Here is a 15,926-nt window from a genome sequence, read left to right as displayed (position 1 = left end):
TCCTATGAGAATATGCATGATTGCAGAGGGGTCTTATCCCTATATCACCGGCGGGGTCTCCAGCTGGATTCACTCACTCGCCACCCATATGCCGAAGCATGAATTTGTTATTTTGGCTATCGGGGCAGATGAGAAGCAGCGGGGCCAATTCCGTTACACTCTTCCTCCCAATATCGTGGAGGTGAAGGAAGTTTTTCTGAACAGCTTTATGAAAGATGCTCCGCCTGCAAGGGACCGCCTTCGTCTGAGCGCAGAAGAACGGGAAGCGCTCAGCGCCCTTCTCGGCGGCGGCAAGGCCTTGAACTGGGCTTGCCTGTTCGACCTGATCCGCTCGGACCGGGTCGCCACCGCCGGTCATCTGCTGATGAGCCGGGAGTTTTTCCAAGTCCTTACAGAGCGTTGCCGCGAGGATTATGCGCATATTCCATTCACCGAGATGTACTGGACCGTCCGTTCGATGATGCTGCCGCTGCTGCTGACGATCCGCGGCGACATTCCGGAGGCCGATCTGTATCACAGCGTCTCGACCGGTTACGCCGGCGTGCTGGGCGCTCTCGGCAAGCATCTGTACGGCAAGCCGTTTCTTCTGACGGAGCACGGTATCTATTCCCGCGAGCGCGAGGAAGAAATCATCAAGGCCGACTGGGTGCAGGGTTATTTTAAGGACCTCTGGATCCGCTATTTCTACCGCCTGTCAGAAGCGGCTTACACGATGAGCGATGAAGTTATCACGCTGTTTGGCCGCAACAAAGAGATTGAAATGGAAATCGGCTGCGACGAACGCAAAATCAAGATTATCCCGAACGGGGTAAACGTTGCCGATTATGCAAGTGTCGCCGGTCCTCCTCCCGAAGGCGGGCCGCTGCGGATCGGCGCGATTGTCCGGCTTGTGCCGATCAAGGATATCAAGACCATGATCCAAAGCTTTGCTCTTGTGAAGAGAGAGCTGCCTGAGGCAGAGCTTCACATCATGGGACCGACCGACGAAGACAAAGATTACTTCCGCGAGTGCGTTGAATTGGCAGACACGCTGGGGATATCGGATATCACCTTTACAGGTCAGGTTAATATCCGGGAATACCTTGGCAAGCTGGATATTATCGTCCTGTCCAGCATCAGCGAAGGCATGCCGCTGGCCATCCTTGAAGCGATGGCTGCCGGCAAGCCCTGTGTAACGACCGATGTCGGAAGCTGCCGCGAGCTGCTGGATGGCCGGGGCGATCCCTTCGGCCCTGCCGGCTTCACCGTCCCTGTCATGCACTATGACCGCATGGCGGGAGCGGTCGTGAAGCTTGGACACAGCCGGGAGCTGCGGGAGCAGATGGGGGCCAGCGGACTGGCGCGGGCTGAAGCGCTCTATACCCATTCCGCATTTATCCGAAGCTACCGCGAACTATACGATCACTACAAGGAGGCTGGAGCATGGCCGGCATCGGCTTTGAATTAAGAAAGTTATACCGTGAGCACGGGCTCCTTCGTCATCTGCGGGCATACGCCTACTCCTCAATGTCGACCGTCGGCCCGATGGCGCTGTGCATAGGCATGGTGGCCGGCATCCAGTACTTGATGAGCATCTCGGATGCGGCTTATCTGGAGCGCGAATTGTTCTTGTCCACGATTGTCTATGCCTTTATCTTCTCCGTACTCATCACCGGCGGCGTCTCCATGGTGCTGACCCGGTTCCTGGCGGACATGCTGTTTCAGAAAAAATACGAGCACGCCCTGTCCTCCTATTACGGCGCTGCAGCAATCTGCCTGCCTGTCGGGGCAGGAGCGGCGCTGCTGTTCCTGGAGGGCGTAGAGGCAAGCTTTGCTTACAAAGCAGCGGCCTTTCTGCTGTTTATGGAGCTGATCCTCCTGTGGATTCAATCCGTTCACCTTTCGGCTCTGAAGGATTACAAGCGCATCTTCCGCAGCTTTCTGGTCAGCGGCCTGATCGCGGTCGGCGGCTCCTGGGCGGTCAGTGCCTTTATAGATTCTCCTTCAGCGGCGTGGATGCTGGCTGCTGTTGATGCCGGTTTCTTAACCGTGCTGCTCATGACCAACCGGCACTTTGAAGAGGTGTTCCCGGTGCGGGATTCCAAGCTGTATTTCAGCTTCATCTCCTATTTCCGGAAGTATCCTTCCCTGATGGGAATCGGGACGTTTCTGTACGCAGGGGTGTACATTCACAGCTTTGTGTACTGGTTTGGCCCTTACCATAACCTGATTGCCGGCCGTTATCTCGTGTCGCCGTTCTACGATACTCCGGTCTTCTACGCATACATCAGCGTCATACCGTCGCTTATTGTATTTACGGTGGCCGTGGAAACGAACTTTTACGATAAATTCCGCAGCTATTACGATCTGATCCGGCAGCGCGGCACCTGGGAGGAAATTTCGGCAGCGCGGAGCGAAATGCAGCGTTCCCTCGTCAAAGAGCTGACCTTCCTGATGGAAATCCAGCTGATGTTCACCATCCTCGCGCTGGCACTGGGCATCAAGCTGCTGCCCTTAATCGGCTTCAGCATGGAGCAGCTCGATGTCTACATCGTACTGCTGCTGGGCTACTACATGTTCATCATTACGTTTGTGATCCTGCTTCTCCTGCTCTACTACGATGACCGGAAAGGTGTTATTATGATCAGCGGAATTTTTGTACTGCTTAACCTTGCATTCTCGGCTTTAAGCATGCGGATGGACTACCACGGCTACGGCATGCTTATTGCTTCATTCGCCGTTCTGGTGCTCGCTCTGACACGGATGGTGCGGTACGTGCGCAATATTGATTACCATACGTTCTGTGCCCAGCCGCTCACGCCTCCGGCCCCGAAGCGTTCCCGCAAAATGCTGGCCAAATCTGCCTCTCTCTCAGCAGGCCTGATCGCGGCGGTGGTGCTGCTCTCGGCCTGCTCCAGCAGTTCGTCCGGTTCTACTAACTCGGCTGGCGCGTCCGGTACGTCAGGCTCCTCAGGCTCCGGCCAGACAGCAGCAGCTTCTTCTTCCGGCACGTCCGCCAGCACTTTGACCGAAGACAAGCGGATCTATGAACGGGACAACGATTCCGAGGTGGATACGCTGTATATGACAGTGCTGCCGCAGGAACAATCCGGAGATCAAGCAGACCTGGACTGGTACCAGCTTAACCGGATTACAAGCCGAATGGATGAAGGCAGCCTCAAGATTATTTTTCAGGAAGGCGCTGCTGACGGGAGTGGACCAACGAAGGGCTCCTTCGGCTATTCGGCCAACGGCTCCAACGGCACCATTTCCCTGCGCGGGAACACAGCACGTTACGCTTCCCAGCGTTCCTACAAGATTAATTTAAGCGACCAGGCCGGACTGTGGAACGATCAGAGCACCATCAATCTGAACAAGCACTCCTATGACCCTTCCCGCCTGCGCAACAAGCTGAGCTTTGACCTGTTCGAGACCATTCCGGGCATGACGAGCCTGCGGACCCGTTTTGTTCATTTGTATGTGAAGGACCTCAGCGACGGCGGCACTCCCGCAAGTGTAAAATATGAGGATTACGGGCTGTACACCCAAATCGAGCAGCCGAACAAGACTTTCCTTAAAAATCACTGGCTGGACCCGTACGGCGAGCTGTACAAAGCGACCATGTTCGAATTCCTGGAATATCCGGATGACCTGAAATCCCAGGACGATCCGCAGTATGATAAAGCCATGTTCGAAACCCATCTGGAGATCCGGGGACGCGAGGATCATACCAAGCTTCTGGACATGCTGGCCGATGTGAACAATATGTCTATTCCGATCAATGAAGTGATCGAGAAGCATTTTGACCTCGACAATTACTTGACCTGGCTCGCCTGCAACATTCTGATGGACAATATGGATACGGACGCGCAGAATTTCCTGCTGTATTCTCCGCTGAACTCCGACAAATGGTACTTCCTCCCTTGGGACTACGACGGAGCCTGGGAGCTGCAGCGCAGCATCAACAGTATCGGCCCGTACAACAGCGGCATCAGCAACTACTGGAGCGTGAAGCTGCATAACCGCTTCTTCCGCAGCCAGGAGAATGTACAGCTGCTTGAGAATAAAATCGACGAAATTTACAAGAAGTATATCAACAGCAAGACCGTGTCGGACCTCATTGCCAAGTACAGTCCAATCACGGAAAAATACGCTGCGCAAAGCCCGGACCGGGATTTCTTCCCGGCGCTTGTAGGCGATATTCCGGAGGATATGAAAGCCATCAGCGAGGTGCCTGAGCGCTCCATCCAGCGTTTCAAGGAAGACCTGCAGAAGCCGAAGCCGTTCTTCCTGAATGATCTTCAGCAGGAAGCCGCAGGCGCGGTATTCAGCTGGGATGCTTCGTTTGACCTGCAGGGTGACGATTTGACCTACACCTTCACCCTTGCTAAAGATCCGCTCTTTACCAAAATCGTCAAGCAGACCAGCACGGCAAATACAAGCCTCACGGTGGCCGGCCTGGCTTCCGGGACTTATTACTGGAAGGTGACCGCCAGCGACGGTAACGGGCACTCCCAAATCGCGTTTGATATTTACTACGATTCGGAGAACACGCCTTACTACGGGGTTAGAGAGGTTAAGGTGAACTAATATGGAATTTATGGGCCGCCCTCTCCGGCATGAGCACAAATATTACCTGCACGCTTTCGACTATTTATCGATCCGCCAGCGCGTGTCGTCCCTGCTGCCGCTGGACCCGAATTCAACGGGCCCGGACGGCTACGGCATCCGCAGCCTTTATTTTGACAGTCCTGCCGACCATGCGCTGTACGATAAGGTCAACGGCGTATTCGCCCGGGACAAGTTCCGGATCCGCATCTATAACGGCGGGGACCAAACGATCAAGCTGGAACGCAAGAGCAAGTACGGCAATTACGTCAGCAAAGAAAGCGCCCCTCTGACCAGAGAGCAGTACGACGCCGTGCTCCACGGGGAATATACGGCCGTTGACGGCTCCAGCTATCCGTTAGTGAGGGATTTTTATCTGGCGCTTGTCCATAAGGGCTTCCGCCCGGTGACGATTGTCGATTACCTGCGTGAAGCTTATGTGTACGACCGCGGCGATGTGCGCATCACCTTTGATAAGCGGCTGGCCGCCGGAGTGAACGGCGTAGACCTGTTCGCGCCCGGGCTCATCCTGACGGAAATGCTGGACCCGGCTCTGACCATCCTTGAAATCAAGTACAACGAATTCCTCGCCGAGGACATCCGCCTTGCGGCCACCCCGGCTGCCAGCAACCGTTCGACCATTTCGAAATACGTAATTTGCCGAGAAGCAGCCATGCTTCATTTCAAACGATAAGGGGATTCACCGAGACATGAACGAAAATCTTAATTTTCAGGACTTATTTAAAAACAGCGTCACCCGCCTGGACATCTTTGGAAGCGTGTCGTATGTCGATGTGCTGATCGGCCTGGCCGTGTCGCTCGGCATCGGCCTGTTTATCTTCTACATCTACCGTAAGACGTTCCGCGGGGTCGTCTACAGCTACAATTACAATGCCGCTTTCGTCCTCATGTGCATGATTACCAGTATGATCATTATGACGATCAGCTCCAACATCGTGCTGTCGCTCGGCATGGTCGGCGCGCTCAGCATCGTGCGATTCCGGACTGCGGTCAAAGACCCGCTGGACATTGTGTACATGTTCTGGTCCATCGCCGCCGGCATCGCTGCCGGAGCCAAGCTGTATCCGATGGCTGTCCTCGGTTCGCTGGTGATCGGCGCTGTGCTGGTCCTGCTCGCCCGCCGCAAAATGCGCGAGCAGCCGTTTCTGCTCATCATCCGCCACGCGGAGAGCGCTACTTCTGCCGTGCGCAGCCAGCTGCAGCACCTGAAGTTCAATTTGAAGTCCAAGACTGTGCGCAAGGATTACGTGGAAATGACCGTCGAACTCCGCCTGCGGGACGACAACACGGCCTTTCTCCATGACCTTTCGGCCATCGAAGGCGTCATGGACGTTTCGCTGCTCAACTATACAGGCGATTACGCGCAGTAATTGTACAATGAGCTTTGCTTCCCCGGCCCGGCCAATCCGGCTGGGGAATTTTTTTTTAAATAATTTCGTGCAGGAGGTGATCGTGTGGGCATTACACTGGATACGATTCAGGATAAAGTAGAGTTCTTCCAGGCTTATGATCTCAAGACTCTGGAGAGAACCATCGAGGAGCGGATCGAGATCAACAAAGCGCTACTGCTCAAAGTGCATTCCGTTCAGCATCAGGCCGTCTTTGATCCGGTCCGCAACCAGCTGCAGTACAGCGCGGCGGTTCATTTTAAGGCTTGAGGGCTGGGCGGGCGTGATGATAGATGATAGATGATAGATGAAAGATGATAGATGATAGATGATAGGCAAGGCGCTGCCCGGTATAACGCCGGAAAAATCAGGAGACCGCCCCGGGAGGGAGCGGTCTTCTTGTGTTCTTTAATAAGGCTCTATTTTGAGACGCCTATTTGATATTTTTCTGACCATGTCCGGAAGGCTTCTGAGCCGTCTTAATTCCATCAATATGCTCGGCCCGCAGAGCCGGATCGGTAATATTCGCCTGGCTCAGCTTATCATAAATGCGCTGCATCGCTTCTTGAGAGAACAGCGGTTCCGGGTGCTCCGTCTTCAGCCGGACCAGCTTCCTGCTAATAAACTCGGAAAGCTCGGTATCGTAGACGACCAGCTCGTCCGAATGGATTTTGCGGAGCTCGGGGTCAATGCTGAACCGGCATCTCATCGTAAAAGAAACCATCGACACAAACCGCAGCTTCGGCACCTGCTGCAATTGCGGCACCTGCTGCAATTGCGGCACTTGCAACGCGTCCGGTCCATTCGGCCCATCCGCAAGTACACCTTCAACAGCTTTGATATGCCCGTAATTCTGCATCAAAGGATTGTACATCTTAAACCGGCTGCTGACCGACCACTGCTTGTCAGACCGCCCGCCTTTGATTTCGCCGTTGTAGTTCTTCGTTTCAATCACAAAGAGGGCATAAGGCGTGATCACCAAATGGTCAATCTGGGAATAGCCGGTGCGGGACTTCGGGTTTCTCAGCATCAGATCGCTCAAGGACCTGCATTCCTTCGGCAGCTGATCGAGCTGGATATTGATCTTATACTCGCCCAGTTCGCCAATGCGTGAGGCTTCGATTTTTTTGCGGGGCTGCGTGTGCTGAGAGGCGGGTGCAGTTTGGTTGCGGGGCTGCGGGAAGGCTGTATTCATGTTCTGCGGCGGGCTGCCAGGTTTGGGCTTGTTAAATAAGGAAAATAGTTTGCTCAGCATAGAGATTCTCCGTTCCCTTTTGGATAATTTTAACTCTACCTTCTTTATCGGCAGCTTCTCCCGCTCGTTTAACTCCGCGTTCCCGCGTCAATTCTGGACCGTTAGTGGGGCCATACCCAGACAGCCCTCGCTCCGCCCTCACAAAAAAAATCCCCCAAACAAACTCGTTTGAGGGATACTTTTCCACAATTAAACTCCTTTTTCCACACTTGCACTCCTTAATTCACGTTAACTCCTATCCTTCCTTATCCGCGCTTGCCCCGGCCTCCGCCGCCACCGCCGCCGCGTGACTGGGTAATTTCGGTGATTTTCTCCCCGTTGACCGTGACGTCGCCGCCATTCAGCTGCGCCGTACCGTCAGCATCAAAGGAAGAGGAAGCTTCTACGTTAATCGTGCCGCCGTTGACATACAGATCGCCGTCCGAGTCGAAGGCGTCCGTATCGCCGCTGGCCATGCTTACATCAATCGTACCGCCGTTCACTTCAATAGCCACCGTCGAATTGACTTTTGGTGCGGCGTTGATGCCGTCATTGTTCGCATACATCGTAATCTTGCCGTCATTGATCTTGATATTCGTTGCCTCGATGCCCTCTTCACAGGTCTTGATGTTAATCGTGCCGCCATCGATCTGCACAGTGCTGTTCGCCCGGATCGCATCATCTGCAGCAGAGATATTTAAGGTGCCGCCTTTAATGTAGATGTATCCCAGAGAGGAATCTTCATCGTTCTCGCTTTGCAGGGCGTCTTTACCCGAATCTATGGTAACCGTCCCCTCATTGATCAGAATGGCGTCATTTGCTTCAATAGCATCTGAAGAAGAGTTGATCGTATAGACGCCTCCAGTGATTTTTAGATCATCCTTGGAAGAGATCCCGTTCCCTGCTTTAGATACAATCTCCAAGGTTCCTTTTCCGTTCAGAGTCAGATCCGCTTTGGAATAAATAACCGCATCCAGATTGGTATCCCCATCCGCAACGTAGCTTCCGGTAACTTCCATATGGTTCTCACTGTCCGTAGAGGTCACAAACACTTTATCCGCAGCCTTCACATAAATGGCCGGCGAATCCTCATTCGTAATGCTGGCGCCGTCCAGGACGATTTGAACTTTAGCATCCTCAGGAGCATCGACCACAACGGTTGTGTTGGTTACATCACCGCTCAAAACATAGACACCTTCCTTGCTCAGCGTCACATCCTTATTGCTCTCCAATGTAACTTGTGTGGCCGCTGTCAGGTCCGCCGTCTGCTCCAAATCCCGGTCACTGAACATGTCTGTGGTGTCCAGAGCAGCAGTTTCAGTTGAAGTTCCGTTTGTGGAACCCGCTGCAGCAGTAGTTGAATCCGTTGCAGTGCTTGAAGCCGCTGTGTCTGTTGAAGCTGCTGCAGCGCTTGATGTCACTGCTGTACTTGAAGTTTGAGTCGCTGCAGCCCCGCTGCTGTCCTGTGAACTAGAGCACCCCACAGCAGATACGCTGAGTAATAAGGCCATCATAATGGCGCTTACGTTGATAAGTTTTTTGGATTTCATATGAACACTCCTTAAATGATTGGTATTTATTGTTGAATGGTTAGCATGATGTCTTCCTGATAGTTACATCATGAGGGCTGGAGCTTAAATCAAACTTAAAGAATGGATGGTGGAGAAATTTTTAAAGTCAGGAATAAAAAAATCCCCCAAACGACCCGTTTGAGGGAACATGCAAGAAATATGAAGCGCAATATGAAATGCAATATGAAGCAAATTTTTAAGGCTGATCAAGAAATCTGCACGAACTTTGAGCTCAGCTCTATAGAGGTGTCGATCCTCAGCAGAACCAGCTCTCCTCTGCGGCTTCCCGCAAACGATGCAAAATGAGTGCCTTCCGACAAATGCACGTACTGCCGGCCCATCGGCTTCAAGCCTTCCTTCAGGATTGCCGCCAGGGCCTTGTTATTCGTACCGTGATATAAAACAGCCGGAGGTTCGCCTGCCGGATACTGTACTTTATCATGGCTGTGGCCGTATCTTGCGCTTATATGATCACCTTTAATTTCAAACCGCTGTTTCTCCGAATTGCAGACCACCTGCTCGATATCCTTCTGCCCTACCCATGCCCATCTCGTTTGAATATAAAAAGAGGGCTTGAATCCCAATGGATTCAGCCCCGCGCTGCTACCCTGACTACCCTGACTGCCAGAGCATGAGTGGCACAGGCCGTTGCTATGATAACGCAAGAATGGAAAGTTTTTTTGCTACGCTAAAGAAAGAAAAGCTGTACAAGATCCACACAGAGCACTATCCAATGGCCTATGTAAAATCGGTCATTTTCAGATACATCATGGTCTACTACAACAGGCGGCGGATCTACACCTCTAATCCAGGTGGCTGGCCGCCAGCTATTTATCGTGAGAAAATGCTGTCACAAGCAGCTTAGTAATGAGATTTCTGGATGAGTGTGTTTTCAAACTGCTCTTTATTTGACAACTCCAGTTCTTCTTCTAACGATTATTGATGGTACTTCACTGGAGTGGAGGTGTTGCAATAATCTGATAAACGAGCTCATTAGCGCCAAAACAATTATATACAATAATAGTTCTTTCATTATTCCTCTAAGGAACTTCTTATATATGTGCTTTATTTTATATCTAATTCATTAAACAAATATTAAACCATTAATTTCCCCTGCAATTTGAAGTAAAAACTACTATAGAACCCTTTCCGCCTCTTCATTTTTGTGCAAAGAAATATTTTGATTAATAAATTGACTAATCTCATTCTTTAGATGTTCATATCCAAAAGGTACTTCTTTTGTAGTAGGGTCAACCGGTTCAATTTGAATAAAAGTTACACTTCCATCATGCTTATGTTCAAAAGCAACACTATTTGATTGTCTGGGATATAGCGCAATAACCTTATTTATTTTACTCGTACGATTCATATCAATTGGGCAACGATACAGAATGCGGTTATAATCGCTTATTTGAATAAAATCATCTGTCTCCCTGTTGAACTGAGTATTCCATAAATACCTATACTTACGATATTTAACTTCGACAACTAAAGCCTGAACTAGCTTGCCTGTAGTATCATATATATCCAATCGAATGTCAGGTCTATTATGGATATTCGCGATAAAACCATACTCATCTTCATTCAAACGTCTTGGTAACTCTTGGTCATATGTTAGATCCAATCTGTAACCATCTTGTATAAAGCTCATCTTCTCTCCCGTTAACAATTCACCAATAAATCTCTCTTGTGAATGGTCAGCAAGCCATCCGGTATCCCAACTAAACCCTAAATCAGTCAACACATCAATTATTAAGCAAGTCGAATAAACTTCCATCAATTTAGAAGAGCGATTGTAGGGATATGTGCTGTGCTTATTTGAGGAGTTTCGCTTCATCTGAAGATTGATTTCTTTGTATAAACGATACAAAACTGAATAACGTTGATCTCGGAGTACGAAGGTCGGTGGTCTTTTAAAAACTGGCTTATACTTTATATCTTTTAACCAGGTTTCTTCTAGATACCTTGAAAACATACCGATCATTTTCAGTATTTTATGAAACTCATTCTGGATTTTTACAGCTTCATCTTCCTGTTGTTGTAAAGTTCTTGTAATTCCATCCCGTTCAATCCTAAGTTGTTTCACCACTTTCTCATTCCCATATTTTATAAAAGCTTGATCGTACCGAAATAAACTGTCATCTACTTGGGAAAGGCGACTTTTCGAGTAATTGACTTTATTCAGTTGCCCTTCAAGTCGATTTCTAAATCCATTTTCTAAGCCCTTTAGGTTGCGTTTTAGGAAAACAAGGAACCATTTAATCCACTGATTTTCAACAACATTGGTTGTTAATACTGCATGTCTTTCATAATAATGTTCTGGACGGTCTAGGTTTGTGTTATTCCTTCCACCCTTCATAGCAAGCCAACGTTGACTTTTTATATCTGGCTTTTTAGACACTGACCGTATATTATACTGCTGCATTATATGTTCAGAGGGGGTCTCAATTATTGATTCAAGGGCATGCTTTAATTTCGAATAATTCGCTTGTATATGCCTGTACACATTCAGTACATGAACAGAAGATTGACCATCGTCTATGTATGCACCAAATCGCCTTGTTACAAGATCATAAGACAGCCCAGAAACCTTTTGTTCTAAATAACTTCTGAGATAAAACAAACGGTCTTCGTCGAAGTTACTGCCTTTAATTGTATACATACCTTGATAAATTCCTTGCTGTGTTTCAAGGCGAACCATGTAATGTCCAGGGGCGGGCATATGATCAATATCCCGAATTTGAACAAGCTCTTTTACACTCCCTGGTTCAAGAACTAATATATCATCGCTATCAAATTGATCAACATACAATCGGTCAGAACTACTATAAGAGTCGAAGCTAATTCGAATTGCTTGATATTCACTAACTTCCACCGAAGGAAATAACTTCTGGGAATCATACTTTACCAGTGTAAGTTCAGCATCTATCCAATTTTCATGATTAAATCGTCTACCAATGAATACTTTAGGATGCATAATCATGGATTGCCATCTCCCGAGCTTTACGATGTATTTCCAATAGAGTAAATTCGAAGTCACTAATTTCCCTTGCCCTATTGCTAGTAAATAGATCAAATAGCTTACTTTGTTTTACATCCTCTTGGTTGTCACTCGCAATTCCGACTAATTCTTGAAATTGTTCGGAAGAACCCCGGATCTTAGTAAGAATACGTTGTTTAACTTGAAGATCAATTACTATTTTACGGTCAAGGTATGGTTTACCTAGTTGATTTAGTGGAATAGAGTTTAAATATTCCCCCATTTTTCGAATAACACGGTGAGAAACTCCTTTTTGATAATCATACTGTTGTATTGTTTCGTGAAGCTCGTCGAAAAATTTTAGCTCTTCCAAACTAAACGCACTTATCGCTGGATCTTTACTACTCCATTTAGTAAAAACATCTTTTGAACCAAATGAAATAAGAGGTTTAGTAGGTTCGACAAGTTCTCTTGCCAATAAAGAACTAAAGGATAGTTTTTGCAGTGTTACTACATTAGCTCGATCTAGAAATCTATCTGAAAAGTTTTTCGTTGTTTCATCTATATTAGCAGTACCGATAAATACAATGTTATCCCCTATTTCAATTGAATCAGGATAATATGAGCGATTGTGACAGGTAGCTGTTTCTTTATTATACAATCTCAACTTTCGTTCTTGGTTTTCTGGCAATTCCAAAATACTAATAAATGGGGCAAACCAGTATTCTACTTGACTCAAATTCATTTCGTCAAAAGCAATCATGTGCATTTGTTCAGGATAATCTTTAGCATGTTTCAAAAATTCTACAAAACCTGTGTCTGAAGGAACATAAAGACCTGTAGAAGAGTTAAGGTATCCTAGTAAATCACTGGGTTCTGTATAACTCGGACTAATAGGTAAGACCAGAAGGGTATTCTTCTCTTGTTTAAGTCCCATGGCTTCTGCATAAAGTAAAGCTAATTGAGATTTCCCTGTCCCTGACATGCCGGCAAGAACGGTTATAGGGTTAGTTTTCACACTTACATGGAAATTAACAAGGTCATTCATTTGATAGAATAGTCCCTTTGACTCTCCTAATGTTTTTAAGTGCTCTAGAAACTGACTTTCTAAGTCATCATAGTTAATTTCATCTTGATCAACCTCATCCTCATTATTTTGTTGAGGGGAAGTGCTAATTATGATGTCTTGTTTTACTTCTAGGCGTTCCTTATCTGAGTTTCCAACTTGAGTGAAACTAAAGTTTGCTTCATGTAAATACTGCTTATCAAGGAAAACTAAATAATCACTACCGTAAATCTGATACTCAGAAATTGCATCAGGATCAATTTTAACTCTTTCTACGGTTTCTAGTGAAGATTCGTAAGCCCATCCTTGATCCACTGAATCTTTCCAAGAACCATTTAGCTTATATAGATACTCTCCACAAATAACATACTTTGGTCCTTCTGCATGATAGTAATAATCCTGAAAGCGAAGGGCCTTGCCTGACTGAAGAGACGATTCCCAAGAGCTTACGCCCATTGTTAACTTAGGAACGGATATATACTCGGAACCTTCTTTATATCCATCATCTATATTTTTTATCTCTAGATTCTTGAATATTTTCTCGGAGTACCCATCCGCAGCCATCATGTAATTAACCTGGGGCCGGAATACAATTAATTTGTTTTCTAATCGATTTCTTAAAGCCTCAATGCGTTTATCTAAATCATAAGTATAGGTATATCCTGCTGGATAAAAATTACGTGGAAACCTGAGGTTATTATCAGTCAACCCGATATATAAAGGATTTATGTTACGTTCTAGTAACATTACATTTAATTCTAGTAAAGGGACAGGTTCTGGAGATACTGGTTTAATAAAAAATTGCGGATTGTTAGATTGTCCTCTTGGCACGACTGGTTCGTCTATTGAACCATTCAAGTTATCTTTACTTGTCAATGTACCCAGCATTAAGCATTGTGATATATTCGCATATATTTTTTTCTCTTCTGGATCTAGTCTAAACATTCGATTATTCTCCCCGCTTCCAAATAGATAAAAGTTCAATTAAAGATTTATGATCATGCATTACAAAAGTTGAATACTGAATTCCATTTAGCGACTTTTGTAATGCAAATAATTTTTTCGAAGATATGCCATTTTGCTGAATATATATTCTGGTGAGTCCGTTCTTAATAAGAGAATCTTTTTGTTTTTCCCAATCCTTAAAGGTAACAAATATTACTTCTGGAAATAGATATTGGGCGAGTGATACGTCAGAGGACTCATATAGCACGCAAAAGCTATTAATTTTTTCTGTTATATCGACCTTCCAGCTCTCTAATTGATGACGAAGATTAAGAATTTCTTGATCTTTTTCTCGGATTATGGTCTGATATAAAGTCTTTTGTTCCTCAATTTTTGACGTATTTATTTCACCTAACTTCCGATTTTCCAGTTCTTTATTTGTAAGCGTAACTTTTATATCCCTAATCTCTTTTTGAAGGTTGTTAACTGATCTTTGTGCGGCAGCCAATTCTTTGCTACTTTCTTCCGCTGATTTAAGTTTTAATTTAAGTTCCTTTAATGAACCTTCTACCTCCTGAAGTTTAACTTTATGAATTTGTGATTTCTCTAATTCATCTACTGCTGCTTTTCCTTTTCTAGCTAAATCATATAGGAAATTTAATACTAACCCGTACCTTGTAGTGTAGTCTAAATTGTCACGTTGAATTGCATAAGCAAGTGAGGATAAACCATACTCCAGAGCACTCTGATAGTAAACGTAGAATTCCTTGGGTGATAATGTTTTCACTTTATTATGTTCTATCTTGAATTGTTTAATTTGTTCATTAGATAGTAATAATAATGCTGATTTAAAAAGAGACTCTTTTTGGTGAGCATAAAGATAAAGATTTTGGTTTAATAACCTAAGCGCCTCCTCATCTGTCTGAATCTCTAAAGTATAATCGAAGAGTTTTTCATTGTTTTCTAATTTCCTTTGTAACTCCGGTAATATCTCTTCAGCGAGCTTGATATCATATTTAATAATCAAAGCTACTTTCAAATGATCAGGTATATTCTTACAAGATAATCTTGCTAAAAAGTCTTCATTTGAAGTAGCTTCTGATAAATCATTAAGATCTTGTCCATTATAAAAGTGTTGTAAAAATGGATCGACTTTTCGTCTTTTTGATTTAAGTGTTTGACGTTTAAATATTTGAATAATGTGATTCTTTTTCAATTTTAATGGAGGTTGCTTTGAAAACCCCGGAACTGTTTCCTTGAATTTCTGAAGAATTTCATCTGCACTTTTATCATCCAAGAGGCTAACATAAAAATCTATTGCTTCTGACAACGAATACCACCCTTTCAATTCCACCTCGTTTTTTTTCTTCTTAAAATATATTAACTCAAATTAATCATCTCCTTAGACTAGTATACCTCTTCTTATGGGTAAATTTAACCATTCTATTTATAAGAAAAAACTTAAATCTCCATACGAGCTGGGGTAGCGTCAAGAAATTTGTGTAAATAGAAAAACCATTTCTTGTAGATGCCGTTGTTTAGTCGGTGGTTGTGAACATTGCTAGAAGTTCAGCGCGTGCCTGGTCAAAGCCGGTATGGCAACGAGTTGCAAATTGCTGGTTGTAATCTTCAAACTGAGCAACTAAGAACTTCTCCAGTGATTCTTCGTGTGGAAATTGCTCTTTGCGCTTGGTGTACTTCTTAATCTGCTTATTAAACGACTCGATGAGATTCGTAGAGTAAATGCTTCTCCATATGGACTTTGGAAAGCGGTAGAATGTGAAGATATAGGGGTTTTCCTGCAGAGATTTTACAACCTTGGGATAGCTGGATTTCCACTTGGTACAGAACTCTTCTAGAGCGGCCTTTCCTTGTTCTTCACTCTCCGCACGGTATACGGCTTTAAAATCATGGCAGATCTCAAGCCGGTCCGTTACACGTACTTTGTGGGCGATGCTGCGTGATACATGGACACAGCAAGACTGGTATTTCGCTTTAGGATAAACTTGCTCAATGGCAGACACAATGCCCTTTAAACCATCGGAGATAAAGAGCAAAACCTCTTCGGTGCCGCGTGCTTTCACATCTTGAAGGAGATCATTCCATAGGTAAGCAGACTCTGTTGGAGCAATGG

The 15,926-nt window shown here is 46.1% G+C and carries 12 protein-coding genes and 1 pseudogene; 6 read left to right on the top strand and 7 right to left on the bottom strand.

Features of this window, described 5'->3' with window-relative positions:
• The first annotated feature begins 4 nt into the window (after positions 1-4).
• From pelF to FCN15_RS08350, 5 genes are all read left to right on the top strand, one after another.
• Positions 5-1,447, top strand: coding sequence for a GT4 family glycosyltransferase PelF (pelF, locus tag FCN15_RS08370; RefSeq protein ID WP_138494563.1), 1,443 nt, complete (start codon positions 5-7; stop codon positions 1,445-1,447).
• Positions 1,423-4,569, top strand: a complete 3,147-nt coding sequence (pelG, locus tag FCN15_RS08365; protein WP_138494562.1) for an exopolysaccharide Pel transporter PelG — start codon at positions 1,423-1,425, stop codon at positions 4,567-4,569. Before pelF ends, pelG begins: the two co-directional genes overlap by 25 nt.
• A 1-nt stretch (position 4,570) precedes the next feature.
• A complete protein-coding gene (locus tag FCN15_RS08360) occupies positions 4,571-5,281 on the top strand; it encodes a polyphosphate polymerase domain-containing protein (protein WP_138494561.1) in 711 nt (236 codons plus the stop codon).
• Positions 5,282-5,297: 16 nt separating this feature from the next.
• On the top strand, positions 5,298-5,978 hold the full coding sequence (locus FCN15_RS08355; protein WP_138494560.1) for a DUF4956 domain-containing protein: 681 nt from the start codon (positions 5,298-5,300) through the stop codon (positions 5,976-5,978).
• 84 nt (positions 5,979-6,062) lie between these two features.
• Entirely contained in the window at positions 6,063-6,266 is a 204-nt protein-coding gene (locus FCN15_RS08350; RefSeq protein WP_138494559.1) for a DUF2536 family protein, read from the top strand.
• Between the two features lie 163 nt (positions 6,267-6,429).
• Here the strand turns inward: FCN15_RS08350 and FCN15_RS08345 are convergent, their stop codons facing one another.
• The 3 genes and pseudogenes from FCN15_RS08345 to FCN15_RS08335 form a co-directional block, all read right to left on the bottom strand.
• Positions 6,430-7,251 (bottom strand): nuclease-related domain-containing protein, encoded by an 822-nt coding sequence (locus FCN15_RS08345; RefSeq protein ID WP_138494558.1) that lies wholly within the window; start codon positions 7,249-7,251, stop codon positions 6,430-6,432.
• A gap of 245 nt (positions 7,252-7,496) precedes the next feature.
• Positions 7,497-8,780: a carbohydrate-binding domain-containing protein gene (locus FCN15_RS08340; RefSeq protein WP_138494557.1), complete on the bottom strand. Its 1,284-nt coding sequence runs from the start codon at positions 8,778-8,780 to the stop codon at positions 7,497-7,499.
• A 266-nt stretch (positions 8,781-9,046) separates the two neighbouring features.
• A pseudogene (locus FCN15_RS08335) lies at positions 9,047-9,358 on the bottom strand (RNA 2'-phosphotransferase); the annotation flags it as partial.
• A 110-nt stretch (positions 9,359-9,468) separates the two neighbouring features.
• On the opposite strand from FCN15_RS08335, the gene FCN15_RS08330 reads away from it, so the two are divergent.
• Positions 9,469-9,666, top strand: a complete 198-nt coding sequence (locus FCN15_RS08330) for an IS3 family transposase (RefSeq protein WP_138494555.1) — start codon at positions 9,469-9,471, stop codon at positions 9,664-9,666.
• A gap of 270 nt (positions 9,667-9,936) precedes the next feature.
• On the opposite strand, the gene FCN15_RS08325 is transcribed toward FCN15_RS08330, so the two are convergent.
• The 4 genes from FCN15_RS08325 to FCN15_RS08310 form a co-directional block, all read right to left on the bottom strand.
• On the bottom strand, positions 9,937-11,784 hold the full coding sequence (locus FCN15_RS08325; RefSeq protein WP_138494554.1) for a DUF2357 domain-containing protein: 1,848 nt from the start codon (positions 11,782-11,784) through the stop codon (positions 9,937-9,939).
• Positions 11,768-13,792, bottom strand: a complete 2,025-nt coding sequence (locus FCN15_RS08320) for an McrB family protein (RefSeq protein WP_138494553.1) — start codon at positions 13,790-13,792, stop codon at positions 11,768-11,770. Before FCN15_RS08320 ends, FCN15_RS08325 begins: the two co-directional genes overlap by 17 nt.
• A gap of 4 nt (positions 13,793-13,796) precedes the next feature.
• Complete coding sequence (locus FCN15_RS08315; protein WP_138494552.1) at positions 13,797-15,122, bottom strand: hypothetical protein; 1,326 nt, start codon at positions 15,120-15,122, stop codon at positions 13,797-13,799.
• A gap of 208 nt (positions 15,123-15,330) precedes the next feature.
• Positions 15,331-15,926, bottom strand: a 596-nt coding sequence (locus FCN15_RS08310) for an IS256 family transposase (protein ID WP_203232108.1), incomplete at its 5' end; no start/stop codon positions are given.

The sequence above is a fragment of the Paenibacillus pinistramenti genome, assembly GCF_005869875.1.
In the GTDB taxonomy this organism is placed as follows: Bacteria; Bacillota; Bacilli; order Paenibacillales; family Paenibacillaceae; genus Fontibacillus; species Fontibacillus pinistramenti.
The sequence above is the reverse complement of the archived record's forward strand: the minus strand, read 5'-3'. Positions and strand labels throughout refer to the sequence as shown.